This is a genomic window from Bacillus sp. FG16 (genome assembly GCF_057809515.1).
Genome location: NZ_JBMDKC010000004.1, coordinates 1 through 24,094, shown reverse-complemented (window position 1 = coordinate 24,094; position 24,094 = coordinate 1). Strand labels below are relative to the sequence as shown.

Genomic DNA, 24,094 nt, shown 5'->3' with positions numbered 1-24,094 from the left:
TGTCCGTAAAAGCCCGATTGGTGAGGGCTGATTAAAGTTTCACTTTATCGTATGTTGATTTTTGTGGAACTTTACAAAACTTTTACAAACAATTAAAACCGAATTAATAGTTTAGCAGTATTCTTATATCTGTAATCCTGTTATTTCCGGTTACTTCTAGGAGGAAGAACACGTGAAATGGATGCGTACACCGATTATAATTTTCGTACTATCGATATGGTTCCTCTGTTTTGAAATGTCTACTGCATTTGCTTTAAATGATATGGGAGAAGTGAGAGTTGATGGATCCTCAACGGTTTTTCCTATTATAGAAGCAGTAGCGGAGGAATATACAAAGGTGCATCCAGACGTGAAAATTTCCATCAGTGTTTCTGGAACTGGAGGAGGATTTAATCGTTTCAGTAAAGGAGAAGTAGATATAAATAATGCTTCGAGAGTAATGAAACAAGTCGAGAAAAATGAGATGAAGAAAAACTCTATTCAGTTCACACCTTTTGAGGTCGCTAACGATGGTCTTACAATCGTTGTGAATCGGCACAATACATGGGTAGACGATATGTCAGTAGACGAGTTACGTTTACTGTGGAGTGAAAATGGAAGAGAGAAGCGATGGTCACAAATTCATTCAACATGGCCACGTGAACAAGTGAAGTTTTATGCACCAGGCGTAGACTCTGGTACTTATGATTATTTTCAAAATGTCATCTTACAAAATCATCGCATTGTAAAAAAGGTCTCTTTGTCTGAAGATGATCAAGTTATTATGCAAGGGGTAATGAATGATAAACATGCCATTGCTTTTGTAGGATATGCTTATTATATGGCTAATCGAGATAAGGTGAAAGCAATAAAAGTGAATGGTGTATTTCCGACGAAAGAGACCATTCAGTCAGGTAAGTATAAGCCGTTATCTAGGCCGCTACTTACTTATGTGAATAATGCATCTATCCGAAATAAAATGAATGTAGCAAACTATGTTGAGTTTATGATTCAGCATGTTGGTAACCTCGCTGAAGAGGTCGGGTATGTAAAATTACGAAAAGAAAAATACAATGAACAGCTGCGTATGTTAACAGAAATAAAAAGGTAATGTCAGGGTGGAAAGGGGTTTTCATCTTTGGCTCATAATGACAAAAGTCAAATTACATTTTCTGTACAACATTTGATTGAAAGAAATACAAAACAAAGAAAAAAAACGCAGCGAATCAATCGAATAATGCCTTTGTTACTAAAAATAATTGCTAGCGTTTCTATTGCTACGACACTTGGAATTGTTTTTACGCTCTCTAATGAAACAATCATGTTTTTTCAAAAAATATCATTGTACTCCTTTTTGACGGAGAAAGAATGGTTACCGTTTTTTGAAAATCCTAAATTCGGTATATTACCACTTATATGTGGAACGTTCCTTGTAACAGCAATCGCTATGTTTGTAGCAATTCCTATTGGTTTAGCGTGTGCCGTATTTTTAAGCGAATATGCTTCAAATAGTGCACGGAAAATATTAAAGCCGATGTTAGAGCTATTAGCAGGTATCCCGACAATTGTATATGGTTTTTTTGCATTAACAATTGTTACGCCGCTTTTACAAAGGGTTATACCAGATTTACAATTTTTTAATGCGATTAGCCCAGGAATCGTTATCGGATTTATGATGATGCCTACAGTTGCATCTTTATCTGAAGACGCGATGAGAGCTGTGGCGAAAGGGACGAAAGAAGCTTCATTAGCACTGGGAGCGACGCGGTTTGAAATGGTAAAACAAGTGGTGTTTCCGTCCGCTTTTACAGGGATTATGGCAGCAATTATATTAGCGGCTTCGCGTGCAATTGGTGAAACGATGATTGTTGTAATTGCGGCAGGATCCACACCAAATGTATCGCTTGATCCGACACATTCTATTCAAACGTTAACAGCCTATATTGTGCAAGTAAGTTTAGGTGATGCTCCGCATGGAACGATTACGTATTACAGCATGTATGCTGTAGGTGCAACATTATTTTTGTTTACTTTTATTATGAACATCATTTCGCAGTCAATTATGCGCCGTTTTAGGAGGATGACATAATATGCGGATGTTGAATCATAAAAAAATACAAAAAAACATGGCATCACGCTTTTTAAAAGATCGAATTTACAAATTGTTATTTTATATAGCGATTTTATTTTCAATCGTAATTTTGTTTGTGTTACTGTTTCAAATTGTTGAAAAAGGTATAAGCTATCTTTCAATAGATTTCTTTACAAATTTCGCTTCACGTAATCCGAAAGAAGCTGGTATTGCTGCAGCTTTGTCAGGGACAATATTATTTATGAGTATTGTTATACCTGTTTCTTTTATATTTGGAGTTGGAACAGCCCTTTATTTAGAGCAATATGCGAAGGAATCTCTATTTAAAAAAATAGTAGAGATTAATAATCAAACGTTAGCAGGAGTACCATCCGTTGTCTTTGGATTGCTTGGTTTAACTATTTTTGTATATGCTCTTCATTTAGGAGAGAGTATAGTTGCAGCAGCACTGACGATGAGTTTACTCGTCTTACCAACAGTTGTTGTGGCGAGTCAAGAAGCAATCCGATCAGTACCAAGTGCATTATTAGAGGGTTCTTACGGATTAGGTGCTACGAAGTGGCAAACGATGTATCAAATTGTATTGCCATATGCTTTCCCGGGGATTATAACGGGCTGTACGTTAGCGATATCAAGAGCAATTGGAGAAGCAGCACCACTATTAGTTATTGGGGCACTTGCGTTTGCAAATTATGTTCCATTTAGTATGTTTGATAGATTTACAGTTTTACCAATTCAAATTTTTAATTGGATGAGTAGGCCACAAGAAGAATTTCAGTATGTAGCAGCAGCTGGGATGATTGTTTTGTTAGGTTTGTTGCTATTTATCAATATATTTGTTTTATGGTTACGAAATCGAAAATAAGTTGGAAGTGGATGAAAGGGGAATTCAAATGGTAGCAACAGTAGTAAATGTACAGGTGAAAAACGAAGAGAAAATCGAGACTGCGCCAAAGAAAGTAGTATTTGATACGAAAAACTTAAATTTATGGTATGGGGAAGACCATGCTTTAAAAGATATTAATTTAAGTATTCATGAGAATGAAGTTACAGCAATTATCGGTCCAAGTGGCTGTGGTAAATCAACGTACTTAAAAACGTTAAATCGCATGGTAGAGTTAGTACCGATCGTTCGAACTACAGGTGTAATTGAATATAGAGAACGCAATATATTTGATAAATCATATCCAGTTGAAGAATTAAGAACGCACGTAGGAATGGTGTTCCAAAAGCCAAATCCATTTCCAAAATCTATTTATGAGAATGTAGCATACGGTCCAAAAATCCATGGTATTCGTGATAAAAAGACATTAGATGAAATTGTTGAGAAAAGTTTACGCGGAGCAGCAATTTGGGATGAATTAAAAGATCGCTTGCACGATAATGCATACGGTTTATCTGGTGGACAGCAACAGCGTCTATGCATCGCACGTTGCTTAGCTATTGAGCCAGACGTTATTTTAATGGATGAGCCAACATCGGCACTAGATCCAATTTCAACATTAAAAGTAGAAGAATTAATTCAAGAGTTAAAGAAAGACTTTAGTATTGTTATCGTAACGCATAATATGCAACAAGCAGCGCGTATTTCAGACAAAACTGCTTTCTTCTTAAGCGGGGAAGTTGTGGAGTATACAGATACAAACAAATTATTTACGACGCCTTCAGATAAGCGTACAGAAGATTATATTACAGGTCGCTTTGGTTGATATCGTTGCAAAGCTAAGAGAAAATGCCCTCTTAACAGAGGGCATTTCTTATTTTTATCTCACTTTAATAGGGAAGTAATACCTTCTCTTTATCTTAAGGTTTATTACAAGCGTAAGAGGTTATGTAGGAGATTTATCCCGCTATTTGCGGGCAGTAAGACCCCACCTCAAAATTCAGCAAAAGCAAAGAAGTTAGGTGGGCGGGCGGCCTGTAAAAGCCCGATTGATGAGGGGTGATTAAAGTTTCACTTTGTATATAATGGCACATAATATTGAGGGGGAAGAAAAAATGGTAAGAGAACAGTTTCAAGGTGATTTAAAAGTGTTACAGCAAAAGGTGATTGAGCTTGGCGAATTAGCAAATGCGGCTTTATTGATTGCTATGGAAGGTCTGCATACAAGGGATGTAGAGAAAGCGTTAGAGGTCATTGATGGTGATTACCGTATGGATAATTTAGAAGAGGAAATAAACGATCTTGCGCTTATGCTCATTACGAAGCAGCAACCTGTAGCAAGTGACTTAAGAAGGATCTTTATTTCAATTAAAACAGCGACAGATTTAGAGCGTATTGCAGATCATGCTGTTAATATTGCAAAGGCTACAATTCGTCTTGGGGAAAAAGAAGTGGCTGTTAGTTTGCACAACCTGGATGAAATGTTTGCGGTTGCAAATAAGATGTTGCATTTAGCGTTAGAAGCATATGAACAAGAAAATTTAACTTTCGCGAAACAAATTGCTGAAATGGATGATTCCGTTGATGAAATATATGGAAAAGCAATTCGTGAGTTTATATCTTCAGTTCCGGAACAACCAGAAGCAATTACGCAAATTACACAATTATCATTTGTGGCGAGATATATTGAGCGTGTAGCAGACCATATTACAAATATTGCTGAAAATGTCTTTTATTTAGTAAAAGGAAAGCATTATTTATTGAATGAGTAGGAATGAAAGTAGGTGATGAGAAATCACCTACTTTTTTTAGTCAAAACATGACAAAAAAAGCTCGTTGTTTCCTTGAGTTTATGATGATAAGATGTATCATAATGTAATGGGAAAATTAGTATATATGTTGTTCGTTAATAAGTATTATTTATCAATTAATAGTAAGCGCTTTCTTGTCGTTTTAAACGTACGTTTTTATAGGTGGGAAATTTAATTATAGGGTCTTTTAAATGAGGATTCGTTTAACTAATCAAGTTTATGCTGCTAGTTCATGTGGGATAGAGAATATACATATGGTATATGGAGCTACTGAACATTATATAAGTGGAGGCTGAAGTATATGAAGGGGGTTATTTTAGCTGGAGGAAAAGGAAGACGCCTTAGACCATTAACATGTAATACTCCAAAGCCGATGTTACCATTATTAGAAAAACCAGTTTTAGAATACAATATTGAGTTATTACGCCAGCATGGTATTCGTGAAATTGCAATTACTGTTCAATATATGAGTACGACGATTAAGCGATATTTTGGTGATGGTAGTAAATGGGGAGTTAACTTGTATTATTTTGAAGACTCTCCTCCGCTTGGTACAGCAGGGAGTATTAAACAAGCAGAACAATTTTTAGATGAAACATTTGTTGTAATAAGCGGGGATGCATTAACTGACTTTCAATTATCAGAAGGAATTAGGTTTCATGAACAAAAGAAAAGAATGGTAACAATGTTTGTGAAAGAAGTAGAAAATCCACTCTCATTTGGATTGGTTGTAATGAATAAAGACCAGGAGGTTACACGATATATAGAAAAGCCGGGCTGGAATGAGGTAGTATCTAATGTTGTGAATACAGGCATATATATTATGGAGCCAGAAATCTTTTCTTACATACCGCCTAGACAATTTTTTGATTTCAGTCATGATGTGTTTCCGTTATTGGCAAACAAAAATGTGTTATTCGCATATTTGTCAGAAGGTTATTGGTTAGATATCGGCACATTTAATCAATATCGACAAGCACAATTTGATTTGTTAACGAAAAAGTTACAAGTACCTATTCCTTATACGGAAGTATTACCGATGGTATGGATGGGAGAAGGGGTGACGATTGGGAAAGGGACAAAAATTCATGGCCCCTCTTTCATTGGAGAAGGAGCAAAGATTGGTACAGGAGCTGTAATTGAGCCATATTCTATTATCGGAAAAAATAGTATCGTTTCAAATTATTCTCATCTTCAAAAAAGTATTGTTTTTGCAAATGCCCATATTGGAAAGTATTGTGAACTATTAGAAACGACAATAGGAGAGCGTACAATAGTTGAAGATGACGTTACACTGTTTCAAAAAAGCATTGTAGCGGATCACTGTCATATCGGGAGAAGTACGATAATTAAGCAAAAAGGAAAACTATGGCCTTATAAGGCGATTGATAGTCATTCGATAGTAGGAGCGGCTGGTATTCAAGAGAGTGAAATGAGTGCAGGGTGGTTACAAAAAAGCCGCATTGTAGGAAGAGGGAATGTTGAAATTACTCCCCAGTTTATCGTGAAGATTGCGATGGCGTATGGCTCTCTTTTTACAAAAGGAGAAAGTATATTAATTGGAAGTCAAGAAAATATAGAAACAACCTCTTATAAAAATTTATTTTTACATGCTATTCATGGTATAGGGATTCATACGATGGAATGCAAAGAAATGAACGAGTCACTTTTTCAATATAGTGTTCATCATTTGCAATGTGCAGGTGGGGTTTTCATTCAAGTGGAAAATGAGAATGAGATTGTTATAAAGTTGTATGGTCAAGCTGGCATGCCGTTAACGTATAAGCAGCAAAAAGAGATAGAACAAGTATATATGTCCGAATTGTTTTATTACGTGCATGAGAAAGAGATGGGGCGAAATAAGCTGGTTCATGTTTCTATGAATGAGTATATAGAAGTTATATTGGGGCATATTGATATCGAGAAAATACAGATGCAGAAGTTTCATCTTCTTATTAATAAGAGAAATGATACGTTGCAACATTTACTTATGCTCTTTCTACAAAGACTTGGTTGTACAGTTACATGGATTTATGCAAGCGAACAAAAAGATCATGTGAAAGCTTTGATGAAATCAAGTAAAGCGAATATGGCTCTTATGTTTTCTGAGCAAGGAAATCATTTCGAGTTATACGATAAACATAGTAATATTTACCAGGGTACAGATTTGGAAGAGGTAGATATTCCAGATTTCTTACTCGAATCTACAGGAAATATTTACCCAATGTCTTTGAAATTAGGAGAATGTTATCTTCTGTTTTATACGCAGGATGAAAGGAAGTCGTTTCAAGTAAGGTGGAAGCGAGATATTTTATATCGGATTGGAAAATTATTTGAGCTAATAGCATTGCAAGGAAAAACGTTTCTCAGCATAGTAGAGCAATCACCTCCGCTCTATTTACTTTATGATGAAGTGGTATGTTCATGGAATGAAAAAGGGGAAATTATGAGGAAATTATTGGATGATATTGAAAGGAAGGGAGAAGGTATATTTGAAGGAGTACAGTTCAAATATACTGAAAAAGAGTGGTCTTATATCGTTTCTGACACAAAACAACCAAAATTTTTAGTGTATTCACATGCTAGAAACCCAGTAATAGCAAGGGAAAACATGAAAAATCTTATAGAAAAAATTAGACAATATCAAAAGGTGTAGAATTTTTATTTTAAAAGTGGTATTATAGTATAGTCTGATTTAAGTTATTAGTACTGGAGGGAAATAAGAATGCGTGTGAATATTACTCTAGCATGTACAGAATGCGGAGATCGTAACTATATCTCAAAGAAAAATAAACGTAACAACGCTGAGCGTATCGAGCTTAAAAAGTATTGCAAGCGTGACAAGAAGTCTACGTTACACCGTGAAACAAAGTAAGCAGTAGGAATATTTTCCTACTGTTTCTTTTTTTATTCGATTCCTATGTTAAAAGTGATACACTATCATCATAGAGTAAAGTGTCACTGTAAGGAGGAGAATGTGTGAAAGAAGAGAAAGTGCGTTTGCGTAAACAAATAATAGAACACATGAATTCTTTATCAGAAGAACAATATACAACTTTATCAGAACATATTGCATTTTCGTTGTATGCGCAAAAAGAGTGGGTTGAAGCTAAAACAATTGGAATTACTCTCTCAATGGAAAATGAAGTGAATACATATCCTATTATCGAAAAAGCTTGGGAAGAAGGAAAGAAAGTTGTAGTTCCTAAGTGTAATAAAGGAACAAGAACGATGTCCTTCCGGAAAATTAGTGATTTTGATCAATTAGAAACGGTGTATATGAATTTACGTGAACCGATTCCGGGACTTACGGAAGAAGTGAGTGCGGATGACATTGATCTTCAAATTGTGCCAGGCGTAGCTTATACAGAGCGAGGAGAACGGATTGGATACGGCGGGGGTTATTATGATCGTTATCTCGTGCATTATAAAGGGAAAACGCTATCATTAGCATATGATTTTCAAATGGTAAAACACATTCCGGTAGAACCATTTGATAAAAATATAGAAAAAATTATTACAGAAAAAGGAACAATGCTTATAAATGAGCTTGTATAGACAAATAAAAATTGACGAGACTTTTTCTTCTTGATTATAATAAAATATGTGAACGTTTTCTTATTATAATTTTTATAGTAAGTGAGCATAGAGGGTGATGAAATGGTATCTATTTATGATATTCAGCAATTGCTAAAGAAATTTGGTACGATTATTTATACGGGAGATCGAATTGCAGATTTACAATTAATGTAAGATGAATTGCGTGAATTAAATCAATCACAGCTAATCGATCCACAAGACTATCAAACAGCTTTATTTTTATTGAAGCAAGAAATTCAAAAAGAGCTAAATAAGAATTAGATAAAGGTAGGTAAGCAACATGGAAGAGAAATGGTTAGTTGGTGTTGACCTTGGTGGTACAACGATTAAATTAGCATTTATTAATGTATACGGTGAAATTTTACATAAGTGGGAAATCCCTACAAATACAGGTGAGCAAGGAAAACATATTACACTTGATGTTGCGAAAGCAATTGATAAAAAGCTAGAAGAATTAGGCGAATTGAAGAGCAAGTTAATTGGTATTGGTATGGGAGCTCCTGGCCCTGTACATGTGGCATCTGGAATGATTTATGAAGCGGTTAATTTAGGGTGGAAAAACTATCCGCTAAAAGATTTATTAGAAGTAGAAACAGGATTACCTGTTGTTATTGATAATGATGCAAACTTAGCAGCGCTTGGTGAAATGTGGAAAGGTGCTGGTGAAGGTGCAAAAGATTTAATCTGCATGACACTTGGTACGGGCGTTGGTGGTGGTGTAATCGCCAATGGTGAGATTGTACACGGCGTGAGTGGTGCTGCTGGTGAGATTGGACATATTACAGTAGTTACAGAAAATGCTTTCCCATGTAATTGCGGGAAGTCTGGTTGCTTAGAAACAGTAGCATCTGCGACAGGTATTGTACGTGTTGCTATGCAAAAAATACAAGAGACTAATAAAGAAAGCATGTTGCGTTCTATGTTAGCTGAAGAAGGACGTATTACATCAAAAGATGTCTTTGAAGCACTTGGACAAGGTGATGAATTAGCAGGCGAAGTAGTAGAAAAAGTAGCTTCTTATTTAGGGTTAGCTGTAGCGAACCTATCTAGTACGTTGAACCCAGAGAAAATTGTTATTGGTGGAGGTGTGTCTAAAGCTGGAGATGCGCTATTAGAACCAATTCAACGCTATTTCGAGCAATACGCTTTCTCACGTGCTGTAAAGAGCACGAAGTTAGCTATTGCAACACTTGGTAATGATGCAGGTGTTATCGGAGGAGCTTGGCTTGTAAAAAAGCACAAATACGAAGCGAAGATGATATAAGTTGTGAAATATGAAAAGAGGAAGGGGAAACCCTTCCTCTTTTTGTGTGAAATCTTGATGAAGAATAAAGTGTAAACGAATTAAGCTGTTGGTGGATACCCGTTATATAGAACAGTCATGATCGTAAACCATCCGAAAACGAGTACAGTTGCAATTGCAAAGCCGCTCGCGAAAAAGTTTTTTTCACGAAGTGTTCTAAGCGTAGCAAATACAGCTAACAGAGTGACAAGTGTAAAAATAATAACAAGGCCCATGCAATATCCTCCTCTGTCTACCCATTTCTTATTATGAGTTTTTGGAATATTTACTCTTTTATATTGTACATGTTTTAAAAATGATTGTCGAGAGAGCATCCTTTCTTTTCCTAAGAGAAAGAAATGTTGTATCATTAAAAGTAAGTTTAATAACTGGAGGAGATTTTCATATGAAATGGATACAAATGCCGTTAGGCCCATTACAAACAAATGCTTATATTTTAATGAACGATCAAAAAGAGTGCATTATCTTTGACCCTGGTCACGAAGGTGAAAAGCTCGTTACATATTTACAAGAAGAACAATTAAAACCATTGGCTGTTTTATTAACGCATGCTCACTTTGATCATATCGGTGCTGTTGATGCGGTAAGAGACGCTTTTCATATTCCTGTATACGTACATAAAGAAGAAGCAGATTGGTTAGGAGATACAACTGTAAACGGCTCTCAAATTTTTATGATGAACCGCAGTATTACAGCAAAACCAGCGGATCATATTATTGATGCAGAAGGTACATTAACAATTGGATCATTTAATTTTGAAATTTTTGAGACGCCAGGACATTCTCCTGGAAGTATTTCTTATTATAGTAAAGAGGCGAATGCTGTGTTCTCAGGAGATGTATTGTTCCAAATGAGCATTGGAAGAACAGATTTACCTGGTGGAAGTTTTGCTGAATTAATTGGAAGTATTGAAGAGAAATTATTTGTATTACCAGATGAAACAGCGGTGTTATGTGGACATGGTCCAGAAACAAGCATTGGTTTTGAAAAAGAAAATAATCCGTTTTTACAATAAGGAGTCATTATGGGAATGGAGCTCATTTTAAGAGAATGGATGGGGAAAGAAAAGGATTATTCAATTTCATATAGTACGTATATGAACCTTGTATTATATACAGAAGATCATGGATATTATATGAAAGAACGTGAAAAGATTGGAAGACAAGGGGATTTTTTTACAAGTAGCAACGTTTCCTCTGTTTTTGCAAAAACTTTTGCTAAACTTTTTATTCGTCTTGTTGAAAATGGTGAAGTTGCTCCGAATATTTGTGAGGTTGGCGGGGGAACAGGAAAGTTTGCCTATGATGTTTTACAAGAATGGAAGCAATTATCTCCAAAAACCTTTATTGATTTAAACTATTCAATGATTGAAGTGAGCCCTTTTCATAGAAAATTACAGCGGGAGCACCTTGGCTCATTTTCTAATGTATCGTACTATACGTCTTATAGTGAAATGGGAGATTCTTTCGAGGGAATTCTTTTTTCAAATGAGTTGTTTGATGCATTTCCTGTTGAAATAATTGAGAAAAGAAATGGTATGTTGTATGAAGTACGTATTACATATACAGAGGAAGGAAACCTTTCAGAAGTATGTAGGCCGTTAGATAAAAGAATTGGTCGCTATTTATTGAAATATAATATTCATATTGCTGAAGGGCAACGTTTTGAAGTACCAATTGTGATGGAGGAGTATATAAAAGAAATTGCGAAATGGTTTCAAAAAGGTATATGTATTACAGTTGATTACGGATACACAAAAGAAGAATGGATGCATCCAGCACACCGTGAAGGAAGTTTACGAGGTTATTATCAGCATAATCTAATACGTAACCCACTAGCGCATCCAGGTGAAATGGATCTTACTACTCATATTCATTGGGACGAGCTAAAGGAGATGTTTAGTCTGCAAGGAATGAGTGCAGTATGGCATAAGAAGCAATCTGAGTTTTTGTTAGCGGCAGGAATATTAGAACAGCTTACGAGTCATCAAGATACGAATCCTTTTTCTGAAACGCAAAAACAAAATCGAGCAGTTCGTTCTATGATTTTGAATGGAGGATTAGGGAGTGCGTTTGATGTTGTTATACATACAAAAGATATGCAACATTTACATTTGGAGCGGTATGTAACAATATAAAAAACAAGACACAGTATATACTGTGTCTTGTTTTTTAATACGACTTATGTAGTATTATATATTTCCTCTCATGATATATATTTATATTAAAGATATGAGATAAAAAATATAGAATACGTTCTTTTTCTTCGATTATTAGTCCCTAACCTAATAATACGCGAACGAGTTGAATTATTGTTTCGTTCTCTACCTTGTAATAAATTTCCAACCCTTTTCTTTCACTAGAAACGATTTTAGCGCTTTTTAATTTTGCTAAATGCTGTGAAATTGTAGATTGTGGCATGTTTAAGCCAGTATACATTGTAGAAACGTTGCTTGGACCGCGCTCGATTAATCCTTTTACGATACATAAACGAACAGGATGAGCTAATACTTTTAATAATTCTGCATTACTTTCATATAGTTCTAATTCTTTTTGAAAGGTTTCTAACATGTTCTTTTCCACCTCCGTGTGAGCTATTATACCATACTATACATACCAAAAATTTAAAGAAAAGAAAATAGTTGTTGCAGAAAAAAAGTCCTAAAGTAAAGAAATTGTAAGAAAAGAGACCCTGATGTAAATAAAATAGATAAATTAGCATGTTTTTGTAAAATGACATTTTTGGGTGAAAATTTCGATGTGTTTTAAAAATTGAAAGATATAGATATATTTGTAACACAATTTTATCATGAATTTCTTATTCTTTCAAATGAATATACGAAATTTTTAAAATAATATGACAAAGGAATTATAATGATATATATAGAATATAAAACAGGTTAAAAGAAAAGAAGCTGAATGTAATTCGCTTCTTTATGGTGATAATGAAATATTTGATTACGGCTGATAAATCTTAGGGTAATCAAGTCATTAGTCATTTATTCTAAAATTCATCTTTTAGCAACGTTAAAAATCTGGTATTCCATATGTTCTCGTAAAAATCAATTGTCTCTTTTGCGGACATAAAAGGATTATTCAATGTAGAGGTTGTTTTCTGTGCCATAAAGTTTTCGTATCCTAGTCCGTGGGCAAACTTAATCGTAGCATCCATACAGTACTCTGTTTGGGCACCACAAAATTCAATGCGCTTTACAGATAATTGATCTAAAATTTCTTTTAAGTTTGTTTTATAAAATGAATTTGCATGTGTTTTTCTTACAAAAAAATCTTGTTCTTGAACATCTAGAATGGTATGAATAGCCCAAAGTTCTTTCTCGGGTACTAAATCATCATCACAATGTTGAACAAAAAGGATTGGTTTATTTAATTTTCTGTATGAAGAAATTCTTTTATTTACTTTTGTTAGTAAGTTCTGTAAATCAAATAAATGCTCTCCGCTATAACATACTCCATTTTGTAAATCGATAACGATTAAAATATCTGCACAAGTATCCATTATTTTCATCCCTTTTTATTTCTTAATATATCAATTAATCCATTATTTAGAAATAGATGATATACCTTTATTTTTTATGAACCATAAAAAAGGAAGAAATTCAAATGAATATACTGAACCGCATAAAAAGAAGATATGAAAACTTAATCTCATATCTTCTTTTCTCTCTATGCATTTACAGGTTCTTCTACATAAGAAAGGGCATTTTCAAAATCGGATATTAAATCGTCAACATTTTCGAGACCAACTGATAACCGAAGTAATGAATTAGAGATTCCTCTTTCATCACGAGCTTCTTGCGACAGTGCTGCATGTGACATTTTAGCTGGATAGGAAAGAATTGACTCGACAGCTCCTAAACTAACTGCAAAAACAGGTAATTTTACTTTTGATAAAAATTGGCGGAGTGCATCTTCTGATTGCAAAGTAAATGATAAGACTGCTCCAGCTGATGTCGCTTGAGAATGTTGAATATCAAATCCGAGATGTGTTTATAATCCCGGATAATAGACATTTTGTACTTTAACGTGCTCTTGTAAATAATGTGCAATTTTATTGGCATTTTTAGCTGAATGCTCGAGGCGTACATGCAATGTTTTTAGACCGCGAAGTACGAGAGAACAATCGTGAGGCCCTAAAATAGCACCGAATGCATTTTGTAAAAATCCAAGCTTTTGAGCGAGTTCTGCATCTTTTACGACTGCTAATCCGGCAGTAACATCACTATGACCAGCAATAAATTTTGTAGCACTATGAAGAACGACATCAGCTCCAAGTTCAAGTGGTTTTTGGAATAGTGGTGTCAAAAATGTATTATCAACAAAAGTAAGAGCGCCAATAGATTTTGCGAGTTTAGAAATCTCGCGAATATCTGTCACTTTTAAAAGTGGGTTAGAAGGTGTTTCTACATAAAAGAGCTTTGTATTTGGTTTAATGTTTTGTTTTATTTCTTCTAAATTGGTCATATCAACAAATGTATGTGAAACACCGTAACGGGAGAGTACTTCAGTTATCACTCGGTAAGTGCCTCCGTATACATCTTCTGAAATGAGAACGTGATCCCCTTGTGAAAGAAGAAGAAATGCAGTGGAAATCGCTGCAATGCCTGATGCAAAGGCGAACCCCTTTGTTCCGCCCTCTAATAAAGCGATGATATCTTCAAGAGCTTCACGAGTTGGATTTCCTGACCTGCTATAGTCATATTTTCCGAACGTATCTACATCAAACTGGTGAAAAGTTGATGTGTTATAAATAGGAACGTTCACAGCGCCTGTTTGTGAGTCATGTTTATATTGGTTGTGTAGTAAGAGTGTATCTATAGAATAACTCATATTCTTACACCTTCTTTTACGAGTTTAATGGCTTGCTTTAAGTCTTGAATTAAATCGTTACTATTTTCAATGCCAACGGAGAATCGAAGAAGACGATTACATACACCGTTTGCTGTTCTAATTTCTTCAGGAATATCAGCATGTGTCTGCGTTGCTGGATAAGTCATTAAACTTTCTACACCACCGAGACTTTCGGCAAATGTAATTAAGGATAAAGATTGTAAGAATGGATTGATCCAAGCTTCATCTTTAAGGCGGAATGAAATCATGCCGCCTCTTCCTGGATAAAATACATCTGTCACCCCGTCTTCATCATTTAAATACGCAACAACTGCTTTCGCATTTTCTTCATGTTGTCTCATGCGAAGCGCTAACGTTTTCATACCGCGAATTAATAACCATGAGTCAAATGGGCTTAAGACCGCACCTGATGCATTATGATAATGGGCGATTTCCTCACAAAGTTCCTTTCCTTTTGCAACGACAAGTCCGCTTAGTACATCGTTATGCCCCCCTAAATATTTCGTTGCGCTATGAAGTACAATGTCGGCACCTTCTGTTAATGGTTGCTGTATATAAGGTGTGTAGAATGTGTTGTCTACAATAAGAAGTAGTCCGTGCCTTTTCGCTACAGTTGCGACAGCAGCAATATCAGTAACTTGCATTAATGGATTAGTTGGAGTTTCTATGAAAATAGCCTTCGTTTCAGTTGTGATAGCTTGCTCAATTTGTTTAATAGACTGTGTATTTACGTATCTACATCGAACATTCCACTTTTTTTCATGTTCAGAAAATAATCGATACGTTCCCCCGTATAAATCTTCAGATACAATAAGTTCGTCTCCAGAGCGGAATAGAGAAAGGACGAGGAGAACAGCTGCCATCCCTGAACTACAGGCATAACCTTGTTCGCCATATTCTAAGTCTGCGATCGCCTGTTCTAAAAGACCGCGAGTTGGATTGCCAGTTCGTGAATAGTCAAAGCCAGTAGATTTACCAATTCCTTCGTGACGATAAGCGGTTGAGAAATAAACTGGTGGATTAACCGTTCCTGTTGTAGTTTCACTGCGATTGCCGATTTGTGCTAGCTTTGTTTCGATTGTTGACATGTGAAAATTCCTCCTTTTTAAATTGAAACATTAACTGAATATAAAATAAAAAAAGCCTTCTAAGAAGAAGGCTTTCGGTTTGAATAGAGTCTTCTTCTCATCTGTCAAATCTTTCACAATTTGCTGGAATTAGCACCTTATTAACAAAATGTTAATGGTTGCTGAGGCGTCACAGGGCCAGTCCCTCTACCTCTCTAGATAAGAATGTTCGTATGAAATTTTTATTATGTTTTTAACTTTACAACAAAAGATAATTGAATTGCAACTCTATTTTAAATAATTTTTATTTTTCCGCAAGTGTCATTGACTTTTACTTTTGTGCATGCTAAATTTATTAAAAAATTAACAAACATTGTTAAAAGGGGAACGCATTTCCTTTTAGCTACATAAATAAAATAATAAAGACAACTCTTATTGAGAGCGGTGGAGGGAAAGGCCCTGTGAAACCCGGCAACCTTCAAACGAAATGTTTGAAACGGTGCTAATACCTGCAAAACGAATGTTTTGCATAATAAGAGGAGGAACGATTATGTCCCCCTCTTCAAAGTGAAGAGGGGGTTTTTATATTGATAGAAATGAGGGAGATTCGTGAAGTTACTAGATTTATTATCAAAAGGAATTGTAATAGGTGATGGTGCGGTTGGGACGTTATTGCATTCACATGGTTTGCAAAGTAGCTTTGAAGAATTGAATGTATCTGATCCAGACTTAATTATATCGATTCATAAACAATATGTAGCTGCTGGAGCAGATGTAATTCAAACGAATACGTATGGAGCAAATGAGGCGAAATTACGTATGTATGGCTTAGAAAATCAAGTTACAGAAATTAATAGAGCGGCAGTAAAGCTGGCGAAAGCATCTGTTACGGACAGAAATGCAATTTTAGGAACAATTGGTGGTATGAAACATATCGGAGCCGTTACAACGACTGATATGGAAAGGGAGTTTATGCTACTTGAACAGGCAGGGGCTTTACTAGAAGAACAAGTTGATGGATTACTATTAGAAACTTTTTACGATGAATTTGAATTACTGCATGCCGTTAAAGTATTGCGTAAGCAAACGAACATTCCAATTGTTGCTCAATTAGCGTTACATGAAGCAGGTACGACTCAAAATGGAAATGATGTCAATGAAATATTAAAGCAACTTATAGATTACGGTGCAAATGTTGTTGGATTGAATTGTCAACTAGGGCCGCTTCATATGACAGAGGCTTTCAAAATGATATCGATTCCGCAAAATGGCTATTTATCAGCATACCCAAATGCAGGTCTCCCGAATTATGTGGAGGGACGTTACGTATATGAGGGAAGCCCAGCTTATTTTGAGGCGATGACACCGAGATTTATTGAGCAAGGTATTCGGTTGTTAGGTGGTTGTTGTGGTACGACTCCAGAACATATTCAAAGTATGAAGCGCGCTGTTGCGAATGTTACACCTGTAATAGAAAAAGACACTATTCAAAGGCCGAAAGTCGTTCATACGCATGAGAAACGTTCGAAGGCTCACGTCACTCTAGCAGAGAAAGCGAAAAAACAAACGACAGTTGTAGTGGAATTAGATCCACCGAAAACGTTAGATACACAGCGTTTTTTTGAAGGAGCAAGAGCGTTAAAAAGAGCGGGAGCAGATGCTATTACTCTAGCAGATAATTCATTAGCATCGCCTCGTATTTCTAATATGGCGATGGGTGCGTTATTAACGAAGCATGATATCCCGGTATTGACACATTTAACGTGTAGAGATCATAACGTCATTGGACTACAATCTCATTTGTTAGGTTTATCGGCGTTAGGGATGGAAGAAGTGTTAGCTTTGACTGGTGATCCAGCGCGCGTTGGTGATTTTCCCGGTGCAACTTCTGTATACGATTTGTCCTCTATTGAGCTCATTAAAATGATTAAAGAAATGAACGATGGACGTTCAATTTTAGGGAAATCAATTGGACCGGCGACAAGGTTTTCTGTAGGCGGCGCATTTAATCCTCACGTGAGGCACTTAAAAGCAGCGGTTAAGCGAATGGAACGAAAAATAGATGCTGGAGCGGAATATTTTTTAACTCAGCCAATTTACGGTATCGCCTTAATTGAAGAAGTGTATGAAGCGACAAAGCATTTGGAACAACCTATTTTTATTGGAATTATGCCGTTAGTAAGTAAGCGGAATGCAGATTTTCTTCATTTTGAGGTACCGGGTATTACTCTTCCTGAAGAAATAAGAGAGAGAATGGATGGACACGAAACGAAAGAGGCAGCAATTGAGGAAGGGATTCGCATTTCGCAAGAATTGATCGACGCAGCGATGAAATATTTTAATGGTATTTATCTTATTACACCATTTTTAAAATATGAAATTACAGAACATCTTGTTAAATATGTAAGAGAAAAGCAAGAAGTGAAAGAAGGTATTAATTGATGAAGTGTATAGAAGAAAAATTACAAAATAGCATTTTAATATTAGATGGTGCAATGGGAACAATGATTCAGCAAGAGGATTTAACTGCTGAAGATTTCGGAGGAGAAGAGTACGAGGGCTGTAATGAATATTTAGTAGAAACAAGACCAGACGTTATTTTAAAGATTCATAAAGCTTATATTGAAGCTGGAGCGGATATTATTGAAACAAATACATTTGGGGCAACGAATATTGTACTAAGTGATTATGAGCTGTCTCATTTAGATGAAGAACTAAATGAAAAGGCAGCACTTTTGGCGAAGCAAGCTGTTAAAGAAAGCGGTAAGGAAGTATATGTTGCGGGAGCGATGGGACCAACAACGAAAGCAATTAGTGTTACTGGTGGTGTGACTTTTGAAGAATTGATTGAGGCTTATACAAGGCAGGCACGAGGATTATTAAAAGGAGAAGTTGATGTATTACTCGTTGAGACGAGTCAAGATATGCGTAACGTGAAAGCAGCTTATATTGGAATTCAAGCTGCTTTTGAAGAACTGAAAAAAACGGTTCCTATTATGATTTCAGGAACGATTGAGCCAATGGGAACGACTCTGGCTGGGCAAACAATTGAAGCTTTTTATTTATCAGTAGAACATATGAAACCATTATCTGTTGGGTTAAATTGTGCGACTGGTCCGGAGTTTATGAGGGATCATATTCGTTCACTATCTGATTTATCGGAGTGTTACATTTCTTGTTATCCAAATGCAGGTCTTCCTGATGAAGATGGACATTACCATGAGTCTCCATCTTCTCTTGCTGAAAAGGTGAAGCGATTTGCTGAAGAAGGATGGGTTAATATTATCGGTGGTTGTTGTGGCACAACACCAGAACATATAAGAGCAATGAAGGAAGCGCTAGCATCTCTTAAGCCTCGTGACCATCATGAGAGAGAAGGACATGGAATTAGTGGATTAGAGGCACTGCAATACGATGAGTCTATGAGACCGTTATTTGTAGGTGAAAGAACGAATGTTATTGGTTCACGTAAATTTAAACGATTAGTAGCAGAAGGGAAATTTGAAGAGGCTGCTGAAGTGGCAAGAGCGCAAGTGAAGAAAAATGCTCATATTATTGATATTTGTATGGCAGATCCTGATCGTGATGAAATAGAAGATATGGAGAAATTTTTGACAGAAGTTACGAAAGTGTTAAAAGTACCGATTATGATTGATTCAACGGATGAAAATGTTATGGCAAGAGCACTTACTTATATTCAAGGAAAAGCTGTTATCAACTCTATTAATTTAGAAGATGGAGAAGAGCGTTTTGAAAAGGTAACACCGCTTCTTCGTAAGTATGGTGCTGCAATTGTAGTTGGTACAATCGATGAAGATGGTATGGCAGTAAGTGCTGAAAGAAAATTAGAAATTGCAAAAAGAAGTTACGAATTATTAACGACGAAATATGGGATACGCCCGTCAGATATTATTTTTGATGCACTTGTGTTTCCAGTAGGGACAGGTGATGAAGAATATATCGGTTCAGCGGCAGCGACTATAGAGGGCATTCGCCTTATTAAAGAAGCGTTACCAGAGTGTTTAACGATTTTAGGTGTAAGTAACATATCATTTGGTTTACCACCAGCTGGACGTGAAGTATTGAATTCCGTCTTTTTATATCATGCTACGAAGGCTGGATTAGATTACGCGATTGTTAATACGGAAAAATTAGAACGCTATGCGTCAATTCCAGAGGAAGAAAAACAACTTGCAGATGCATTACTGTTTGAAACGACGAAAGAGACGTTAGAAGAATTTACAAACTTTTACCGAGTCGCTAAAAAGAAAGATGTCGTTGTGCAAGAAACGTTAACGCTTGATGAACGACTAGCAAATTATATTGTAGAAGGTACGAAACAAGGATTACACGAGGATTTAAGTCTTGCACTTGAAGAAGGAAGAAAACCTCTTGATATTATTAACGGTCCGCTTATGACAGGGATGGACGAGGTAGGACGACTATTTAATAATAATGAACTTATTGTTGCAGAAGTATTGCAAAGTGCCGAAAGTATGAAAGCTGCTGTAAGTTATTTAGAGCCACATATGGAATCTAGCGATAGTGCAAAAAAAGGGAAAGTATTATTAGCAACTGTTAAAGGTGACGTACATGATATTGGGAAAAACCTCGTTGAAATTATTTTATCGAATAACGGATATGAGATTATTAATTTAGGAATCAATGTTCGTTCGGATCGAATTGTTCAAGAAGTACAAGAAAAGAAGCCTGACATTATAGGCCTTTCAGGTTTATTAGTAAAATCAGCGCAACAAATGGTAACGACTGCTGAAGATTTAAAAGCAGCAAATATTGATGTGCCCATTGTTGTAGGTGGTGCAGCGTTAACGAGAAAGTTTACAGATAATCGGATTTCACCATCATATAAAGGGCTCGTTTGTTATGCGAGTGATGCGATGACGGGGCTCGATATTATTAATAAGCTTCAAAAAGAAGAAGAGCGTGAGAAGATGAAACAGGATAAAAAAGAACGTCATCTTCATATCGTAAAAAAAGAGGAGAAGCAAGTAGAAATTCCAGCAGTAATTGAGCCATTACCGAAGGCTGAGGTTATGGTGCCTGATTCAACAAAACGAATTGTATTACGCGATATTCCGGCTCTTCATCTCGCTCCATTTTTAAATAGACAAATGTTACTTGGGCATCACCTTGGATTAAAAGGAAATGTGAAGAAGCTTTTGAAAGAGGGGGATAAGAGAGCACATGAATTAAATGATTTAATAGATGAATTATTGCAGGAAGGACAATCTTGGTTAAAGCCGAAAGCAGTGTATCAATTTTTCCCAGCGCAAAGCGACGGACAAAACATTGTAATATATGATCCAGAAGATCATACGCGTGTTATAGAGCGTTTCACATTCCCTAGACAAGGAAAGGCTCCCTATCGTACTTTAGGCGATTATTTGCGCCCAATTGGAGATGAGATGGACTATGTTGCTTTCTTATCTGTTACGGTTGGGGAAGGAGTTCGGGACATTGCTGAAGAGTGGAAGGCGAAAGGTGATTACTTACGTAGTCATGCCATTCAATCGTTAGCGCTTGAATTAGCAGAAGGACTTGCTGAAAAAACACATATGCTCATTCGTGACCGCTGGGGCATTCCAGACTCACCTGAACTGACGATGGAAGAACGTTTCCGTACGAAATATAGAGGAATACGCGTGTCATTTGGTTATCCGGCGTGTCCAGAACTTGCAGATCAAGAAAAGCTATTTCGCTTAATTCATCCAGAGGAAATAGGTATTTCATTAACAGAAGGATTCATGATGGAGCCAGAAGCGTCCGTAACGGCTATGGTATTTTCTCACCCTGAGGCAAGATATTTTAGTGTATTATAGTCTAGAAGGGGGAGACGTATGAAGAAAATAGTCTTTACAGGTGGCGGTTCGGCAGGACATGTAACACCTAATTTAGCCATTATCCCATATTTACAAGAAGACAACTGGGATATCTCTTACATTGGTTCTCACCAAGGTATTGAGAAAACGATTATAGAAAAGGAAGGCATTCCCTACTATAGTATTTCGAGTGGAAAGCTACGTCGTTATTTTGATTTAAAAAATATAAAAGATCCTTTTCTTGTAATGAAGGGGGTTATGGATGCGTATGTAAGAATTCGAAAACTAAAACCAGATGTGATTTTTTCAAAAGGCGGTTTCGTATCTGTACCAGTCGTAATTGGAGGATGGCTAAATAGAGTACCAGTTTTATTACATGAATCTGATATGACGCCAGGACTAGCAAATAAAATTGCGCTTCGTTTTGCTTCGAAAATATTTGTTACATTTGAAGAAGCAGCGAAACATTTACCGAAAGAAAAAGTAATATATACGGGATCTCCTGTACGTGAAGAAGTGCTGAAAGGAAATCGTGAAACAGGTTTAGCGTTTTTAGGTTTTTCACGTAAAAAGCCAGTTATTACAATTATGGGAGGCAGCTTGGGCGCGAAAAAAATTAATGATACGGCTCGAGAAGCATTATCAGAACTTCTTAAAAAGTATCAAATTGTTCACCTTTGCGGAAAAGGTAACCTTGATGAAAGTTTACAAAATAAAGAAGGATATAGACAATTTGAATATGTACATGGAGAACTGCCAGATATATTAGCGGTAACAGATTTTGTTATTTCACGCGCGGGCTCCAACGCAATTTTTGAATTTTTAACATTACAAAAGCCGATGGTTTTAATTCCATTATCGAAATTTGCAAGCCGTGGAGATCAAATATTAAATGCAGAGTCCTTTGAAAGGCAAGGGTATGCCTCCGTATTATATGAAGAAGATGTAACTGTAAAATCTCTTATAAAGTATGTTGAAGAATTGAATCAAAATAATGAGAAGTATAAAACAGCACTAAAAAAATATAATGGAAAAGAAGCAATTAAAACAATCATTCAAAATATTTCAGAGGCATGATGAAACAATCATGCCTCTTTTAGTAGGGTGAAAGATTCCAAGAATTGATATTTTTATGTTACAATAAAGTGAAACTTTAATCAGTTGGGGGCATCCTCCATCTAACTTCTTTGCTTTCACTGGAATTTGAGGAGGGGGTTTTACTGCCCTCAAATAGCGGGATAACAAATGGGTTAATAGGGAAATTCCAATTAATGAAGCGTGAAAATACGAATGGATTAGGAGTGACTGTGTTGGAGCTAAGTCTCTATGAAAATACTGCACTTATTATATGCTTTGTGTTGTACGTTGGTAGTGTTATTGTTTATATTTCAAGGAAATTTTCGCAAGAAAGAGAGCTTGAAAAATCAGAGATAACAGCTGAACTAGAAATGTTAGCTGATGAAAGTTATAAAAAACAAAAAATAAAAGAAGACCATGAAGCATCCCATCATTTAAACGCAAATAAGTTTTAAAGATGGGGATTTTTTTTGAAGTTGTTCTTTATTATAGCTATAACAATTAACGCTAAAAAGGAGTTTCCCGATACATAATGAAGGAGTGTATATAAATGAATTTTTATATCGCCTCAGGTTTCCAAAATAAACATCTTGTATGTTCCGTAGCAAATGAACTGAAACATGCAGGATGGCACCATACATATGATTGGACCAAAAACGAAAGAGCAGTGAATCAAGAACAATTAAGAGAAATTGGTCAGGCAGAAAAAAATGCTGTAAAAGAAGCGGATGTGTTTTTACTTATATTAGATGGCGGAAACGGGAGCCATACAGAGTTTGGAATGGCGATTGCACTAGAGAAAACGATATATGTATATCATGCAGGAAACCCGCTCCAAACAACGTTCTATCACTTGCCAGAAATAAATATTTTTGAAGGAGATGTAGCTGAGTTTGCATCTTATGTTATGAATCATGTGAAATAATAGTAACTACCTAAAAGGTTATAAAAGTGATCTTTTGGGTACAGTGATGATAAGAAACGTATATAAAGGAGTACATAATATGAAATTAGAAAATGGATGGGAAACGAGCTTTTTAGAAGTCGTACAAAATAGTGAATTTAAGAAAGAGGCACTTCTTAGTCAATTGCTTTGTCAGGATAGTGAAGAAGTAGAAGAGCTTGTGGATGATTACGGCTACGAAGAACTTGTTGAACGTGAACATGATGATGAGTTAGCTGAAATCTTAGGAGAAGAACTTTTTAGTGAGATGGAACGCCAAGTATTCTTATCTTCAAACCCAGAAGAAAAACTTATTGCATTCGTCAATGGATTAGGTTTTCATGTGTTAGATTGGATCGTTCTTCTTGAAACAGAATTTGGCATTGATAGTGCAAACTTTACATCAGATGCTGTAAAGGTGTTAGAAAAGCGTTTCAGACAGTTTCCGTACATAGAGGACAATACAATTTTTGATATGACATTTGGAGAATCGATGGATGTATTAGAATCTGTTACAGGAGTACAACTAAAGGAAAAGATGAACATATAATGAAAAAAGAACGTGATTGGATCACGTTCTTTTTTTCAGGCTGTGGAGAAAGTCTTCTCTACAGCCTGTTTTTGTGTCTGA

At 36.0% G+C, this 24,094-nt stretch carries 21 protein-coding genes, 2 pseudogenes and 2 riboswitches; of the genes and pseudogenes, 18 read left to right on the top strand and 5 right to left on the bottom strand.

The genetic code is table 11. The annotated features are described in order from the left end of the window. Nucleotides 1-181: 181 nt before the first annotated feature. The 10 genes and pseudogenes from ACODS7_RS02805 (at nt 182) to glcK (ending at nt 9,629) form a co-directional block, all read left to right on the top strand. Nucleotides 182-1,090 carry a PstS family phosphate ABC transporter substrate-binding protein gene (locus ACODS7_RS02805; protein WP_263480289.1) on the top strand — a complete coding sequence of 303 codons (909 nt, stop codon included), beginning with the start codon at nt 182-184 and terminating at the stop codon, nt 1,088-1,090. A 27-nt stretch (nt 1,091-1,117) separates the two neighbouring features. After that, nucleotides 1,118-2,068 carry a phosphate ABC transporter permease subunit PstC gene (pstC, locus tag ACODS7_RS02800; protein ID WP_029443310.1) on the top strand — a complete coding sequence of 317 codons (951 nt, stop codon included), beginning with the start codon at nt 1,118-1,120 and terminating at the stop codon, nt 2,066-2,068. Nucleotide 2,069: 1 nt separating this feature from the next. Further along, complete coding sequence (gene pstA / locus ACODS7_RS02795) at nt 2,070-2,936, top strand: phosphate ABC transporter permease PstA (RefSeq protein WP_029443309.1); 867 nt, start codon at nt 2,070-2,072, stop codon at nt 2,934-2,936. A 28-nt stretch (nt 2,937-2,964) separates the two neighbouring features. Beyond that, nucleotides 2,965-3,780: a phosphate ABC transporter ATP-binding protein gene (pstB, locus tag ACODS7_RS02790; protein WP_000226681.1), complete on the top strand. Its 816-nt coding sequence runs from the start codon at nt 2,965-2,967 to the stop codon at nt 3,778-3,780. 289 nt (nt 3,781-4,069) lie between these two features. Next, entirely contained in the window at nt 4,070-4,726 is a 657-nt protein-coding gene (gene phoU / locus ACODS7_RS02785) for a phosphate signaling complex protein PhoU (RefSeq protein ID WP_000251246.1), read from the top strand. A gap of 340 nt (nt 4,727-5,066) precedes the next feature. Then, nucleotides 5,067-7,421, top strand: coding sequence for a sugar phosphate nucleotidyltransferase (locus ACODS7_RS02780; RefSeq protein ID WP_029443308.1), 2,355 nt, complete (start codon nt 5,067-5,069; stop codon nt 7,419-7,421). A gap of 69 nt (nt 7,422-7,490) precedes the next feature. Further along, nucleotides 7,491-7,640, top strand: coding sequence for a 50S ribosomal protein L33 (gene rpmG / locus ACODS7_RS02775; protein ID WP_001265616.1), 150 nt, complete (start codon nt 7,491-7,493; stop codon nt 7,638-7,640). 104 nt (nt 7,641-7,744) lie between these two features. Then, entirely contained in the window at nt 7,745-8,323 is a 579-nt protein-coding gene (locus ACODS7_RS02770) for a 5-formyltetrahydrofolate cyclo-ligase (protein ID WP_016080277.1), read from the top strand. 102 nt (nt 8,324-8,425) lie between these two features. Continuing rightward, nucleotides 8,426-8,626: pseudogene (locus ACODS7_RS02765) on the top strand (YqgQ family protein). A gap of 19 nt (nt 8,627-8,645) precedes the next feature. Further along, nucleotides 8,646-9,629 carry a glucokinase gene (gene glcK, locus ACODS7_RS02760; RefSeq protein ID WP_000391701.1) on the top strand — a complete coding sequence of 328 codons (984 nt, stop codon included), beginning with the start codon at nt 8,646-8,648 and terminating at the stop codon, nt 9,627-9,629. 80 nt (nt 9,630-9,709) lie between these two features. On the opposite strand, the gene ACODS7_RS02755 is transcribed toward glcK, so the two are convergent. After that, nucleotides 9,710-9,883, bottom strand: a complete 174-nt coding sequence (locus ACODS7_RS02755; RefSeq protein ID WP_029443307.1) for a DUF2759 domain-containing protein — start codon at nt 9,881-9,883, stop codon at nt 9,710-9,712. Nucleotides 9,884-10,053: 170 nt separating this feature from the next. Between ACODS7_RS02755 and ACODS7_RS02750 the strand changes: the two genes are divergently transcribed. Together ACODS7_RS02750 and ACODS7_RS02745 are read left to right on the top strand one after the other, a co-directional pair. Continuing rightward, on the top strand, nt 10,054-10,683 hold the full coding sequence (locus ACODS7_RS02750) for an MBL fold metallo-hydrolase (protein ID WP_029443306.1): 630 nt from the start codon (nt 10,054-10,056) through the stop codon (nt 10,681-10,683). Between the two features lie 9 nt (nt 10,684-10,692). Further along, complete coding sequence (locus ACODS7_RS02745; protein WP_243168199.1) at nt 10,693-11,805, top strand: class I SAM-dependent methyltransferase; 1,113 nt, start codon at nt 10,693-10,695, stop codon at nt 11,803-11,805. A gap of 142 nt (nt 11,806-11,947) precedes the next feature. On the opposite strand, the gene ACODS7_RS02740 is transcribed toward ACODS7_RS02745, so the two are convergent. The 4 genes and pseudogenes from ACODS7_RS02740 to metI form a co-directional block, all read right to left on the bottom strand. Beyond that, on the bottom strand, nt 11,948-12,238 hold the full coding sequence (locus tag ACODS7_RS02740; RefSeq protein WP_000894377.1) for an ArsR/SmtB family transcription factor: 291 nt from the start codon (nt 12,236-12,238) through the stop codon (nt 11,948-11,950). Nucleotides 12,239-12,671: 433 nt separating this feature from the next. Next, nucleotides 12,672-13,184, bottom strand: a complete 513-nt coding sequence (locus tag ACODS7_RS02735; RefSeq protein WP_029443304.1) for a cysteine hydrolase family protein — start codon at nt 13,182-13,184, stop codon at nt 12,672-12,674. Between the two features lie 167 nt (nt 13,185-13,351). After that, a pseudogene (metC, locus tag ACODS7_RS02730) lies at nt 13,352-14,515 on the bottom strand (cystathionine beta-lyase). Continuing rightward, nucleotides 14,512-15,624 carry a cystathionine gamma-synthase/O-acetylhomoserine thiolyase gene (gene metI / locus ACODS7_RS02725; protein WP_000103889.1) on the bottom strand — a complete coding sequence of 371 codons (1,113 nt, stop codon included), beginning with the start codon at nt 15,622-15,624 and terminating at the stop codon, nt 14,512-14,514. Before metI ends, metC begins: the two are co-directional and overlap by 4 nt. 94 nt (nt 15,625-15,718) lie before the next feature. Next, nucleotides 15,719-15,829, bottom strand: a riboswitch (SAM riboswitch). 203 nt (nt 15,830-16,032) lie between these two features. Beyond that, nucleotides 16,033-16,142, top strand: a riboswitch (SAM riboswitch). A gap of 70 nt (nt 16,143-16,212) precedes the next feature. On the opposite strand from metI, the gene ACODS7_RS02720 reads away from it, so the two are divergent. From ACODS7_RS02720 to ACODS7_RS02695, 6 genes are all read left to right on the top strand, one after another. Then, complete coding sequence (locus tag ACODS7_RS02720; RefSeq protein WP_029443302.1) at nt 16,213-18,045, top strand: bifunctional homocysteine S-methyltransferase/methylenetetrahydrofolate reductase; 1,833 nt, start codon at nt 16,213-16,215, stop codon at nt 18,043-18,045. Next, nucleotides 18,045-21,443, top strand: coding sequence for a methionine synthase (gene metH / locus ACODS7_RS02715; RefSeq protein ID WP_048563826.1), 3,399 nt, complete (start codon nt 18,045-18,047; stop codon nt 21,441-21,443). The genes ACODS7_RS02720 and metH overlap by 1 nt, the downstream gene beginning before the upstream one ends. Before the next feature lie 18 nt (nt 21,444-21,461). Then, nucleotides 21,462-22,520 (top strand): undecaprenyldiphospho-muramoylpentapeptide beta-N-acetylglucosaminyltransferase, encoded by a 1,059-nt coding sequence (murG, locus tag ACODS7_RS02710; protein WP_029443300.1) that lies wholly within the window; start codon nt 21,462-21,464, stop codon nt 22,518-22,520. 194 nt (nt 22,521-22,714) lie between these two features. Next, nucleotides 22,715-22,975, top strand: a complete 261-nt coding sequence (locus ACODS7_RS02705) for a DUF3966 domain-containing protein (protein ID WP_000817964.1) — start codon at nt 22,715-22,717, stop codon at nt 22,973-22,975. Nucleotides 22,976-23,070: 95 nt separating this feature from the next. After that, nucleotides 23,071-23,445 carry a nucleoside 2-deoxyribosyltransferase gene (locus ACODS7_RS02700; protein ID WP_001012331.1) on the top strand — a complete coding sequence of 125 codons (375 nt, stop codon included), beginning with the start codon at nt 23,071-23,073 and terminating at the stop codon, nt 23,443-23,445. A gap of 79 nt (nt 23,446-23,524) precedes the next feature. Continuing rightward, on the top strand, nt 23,525-24,013 hold the full coding sequence (locus ACODS7_RS02695; RefSeq protein ID WP_029443299.1) for a hypothetical protein: 489 nt from the start codon (nt 23,525-23,527) through the stop codon (nt 24,011-24,013). Nucleotides 24,014-24,094: the final 81 nt, after the last annotated feature.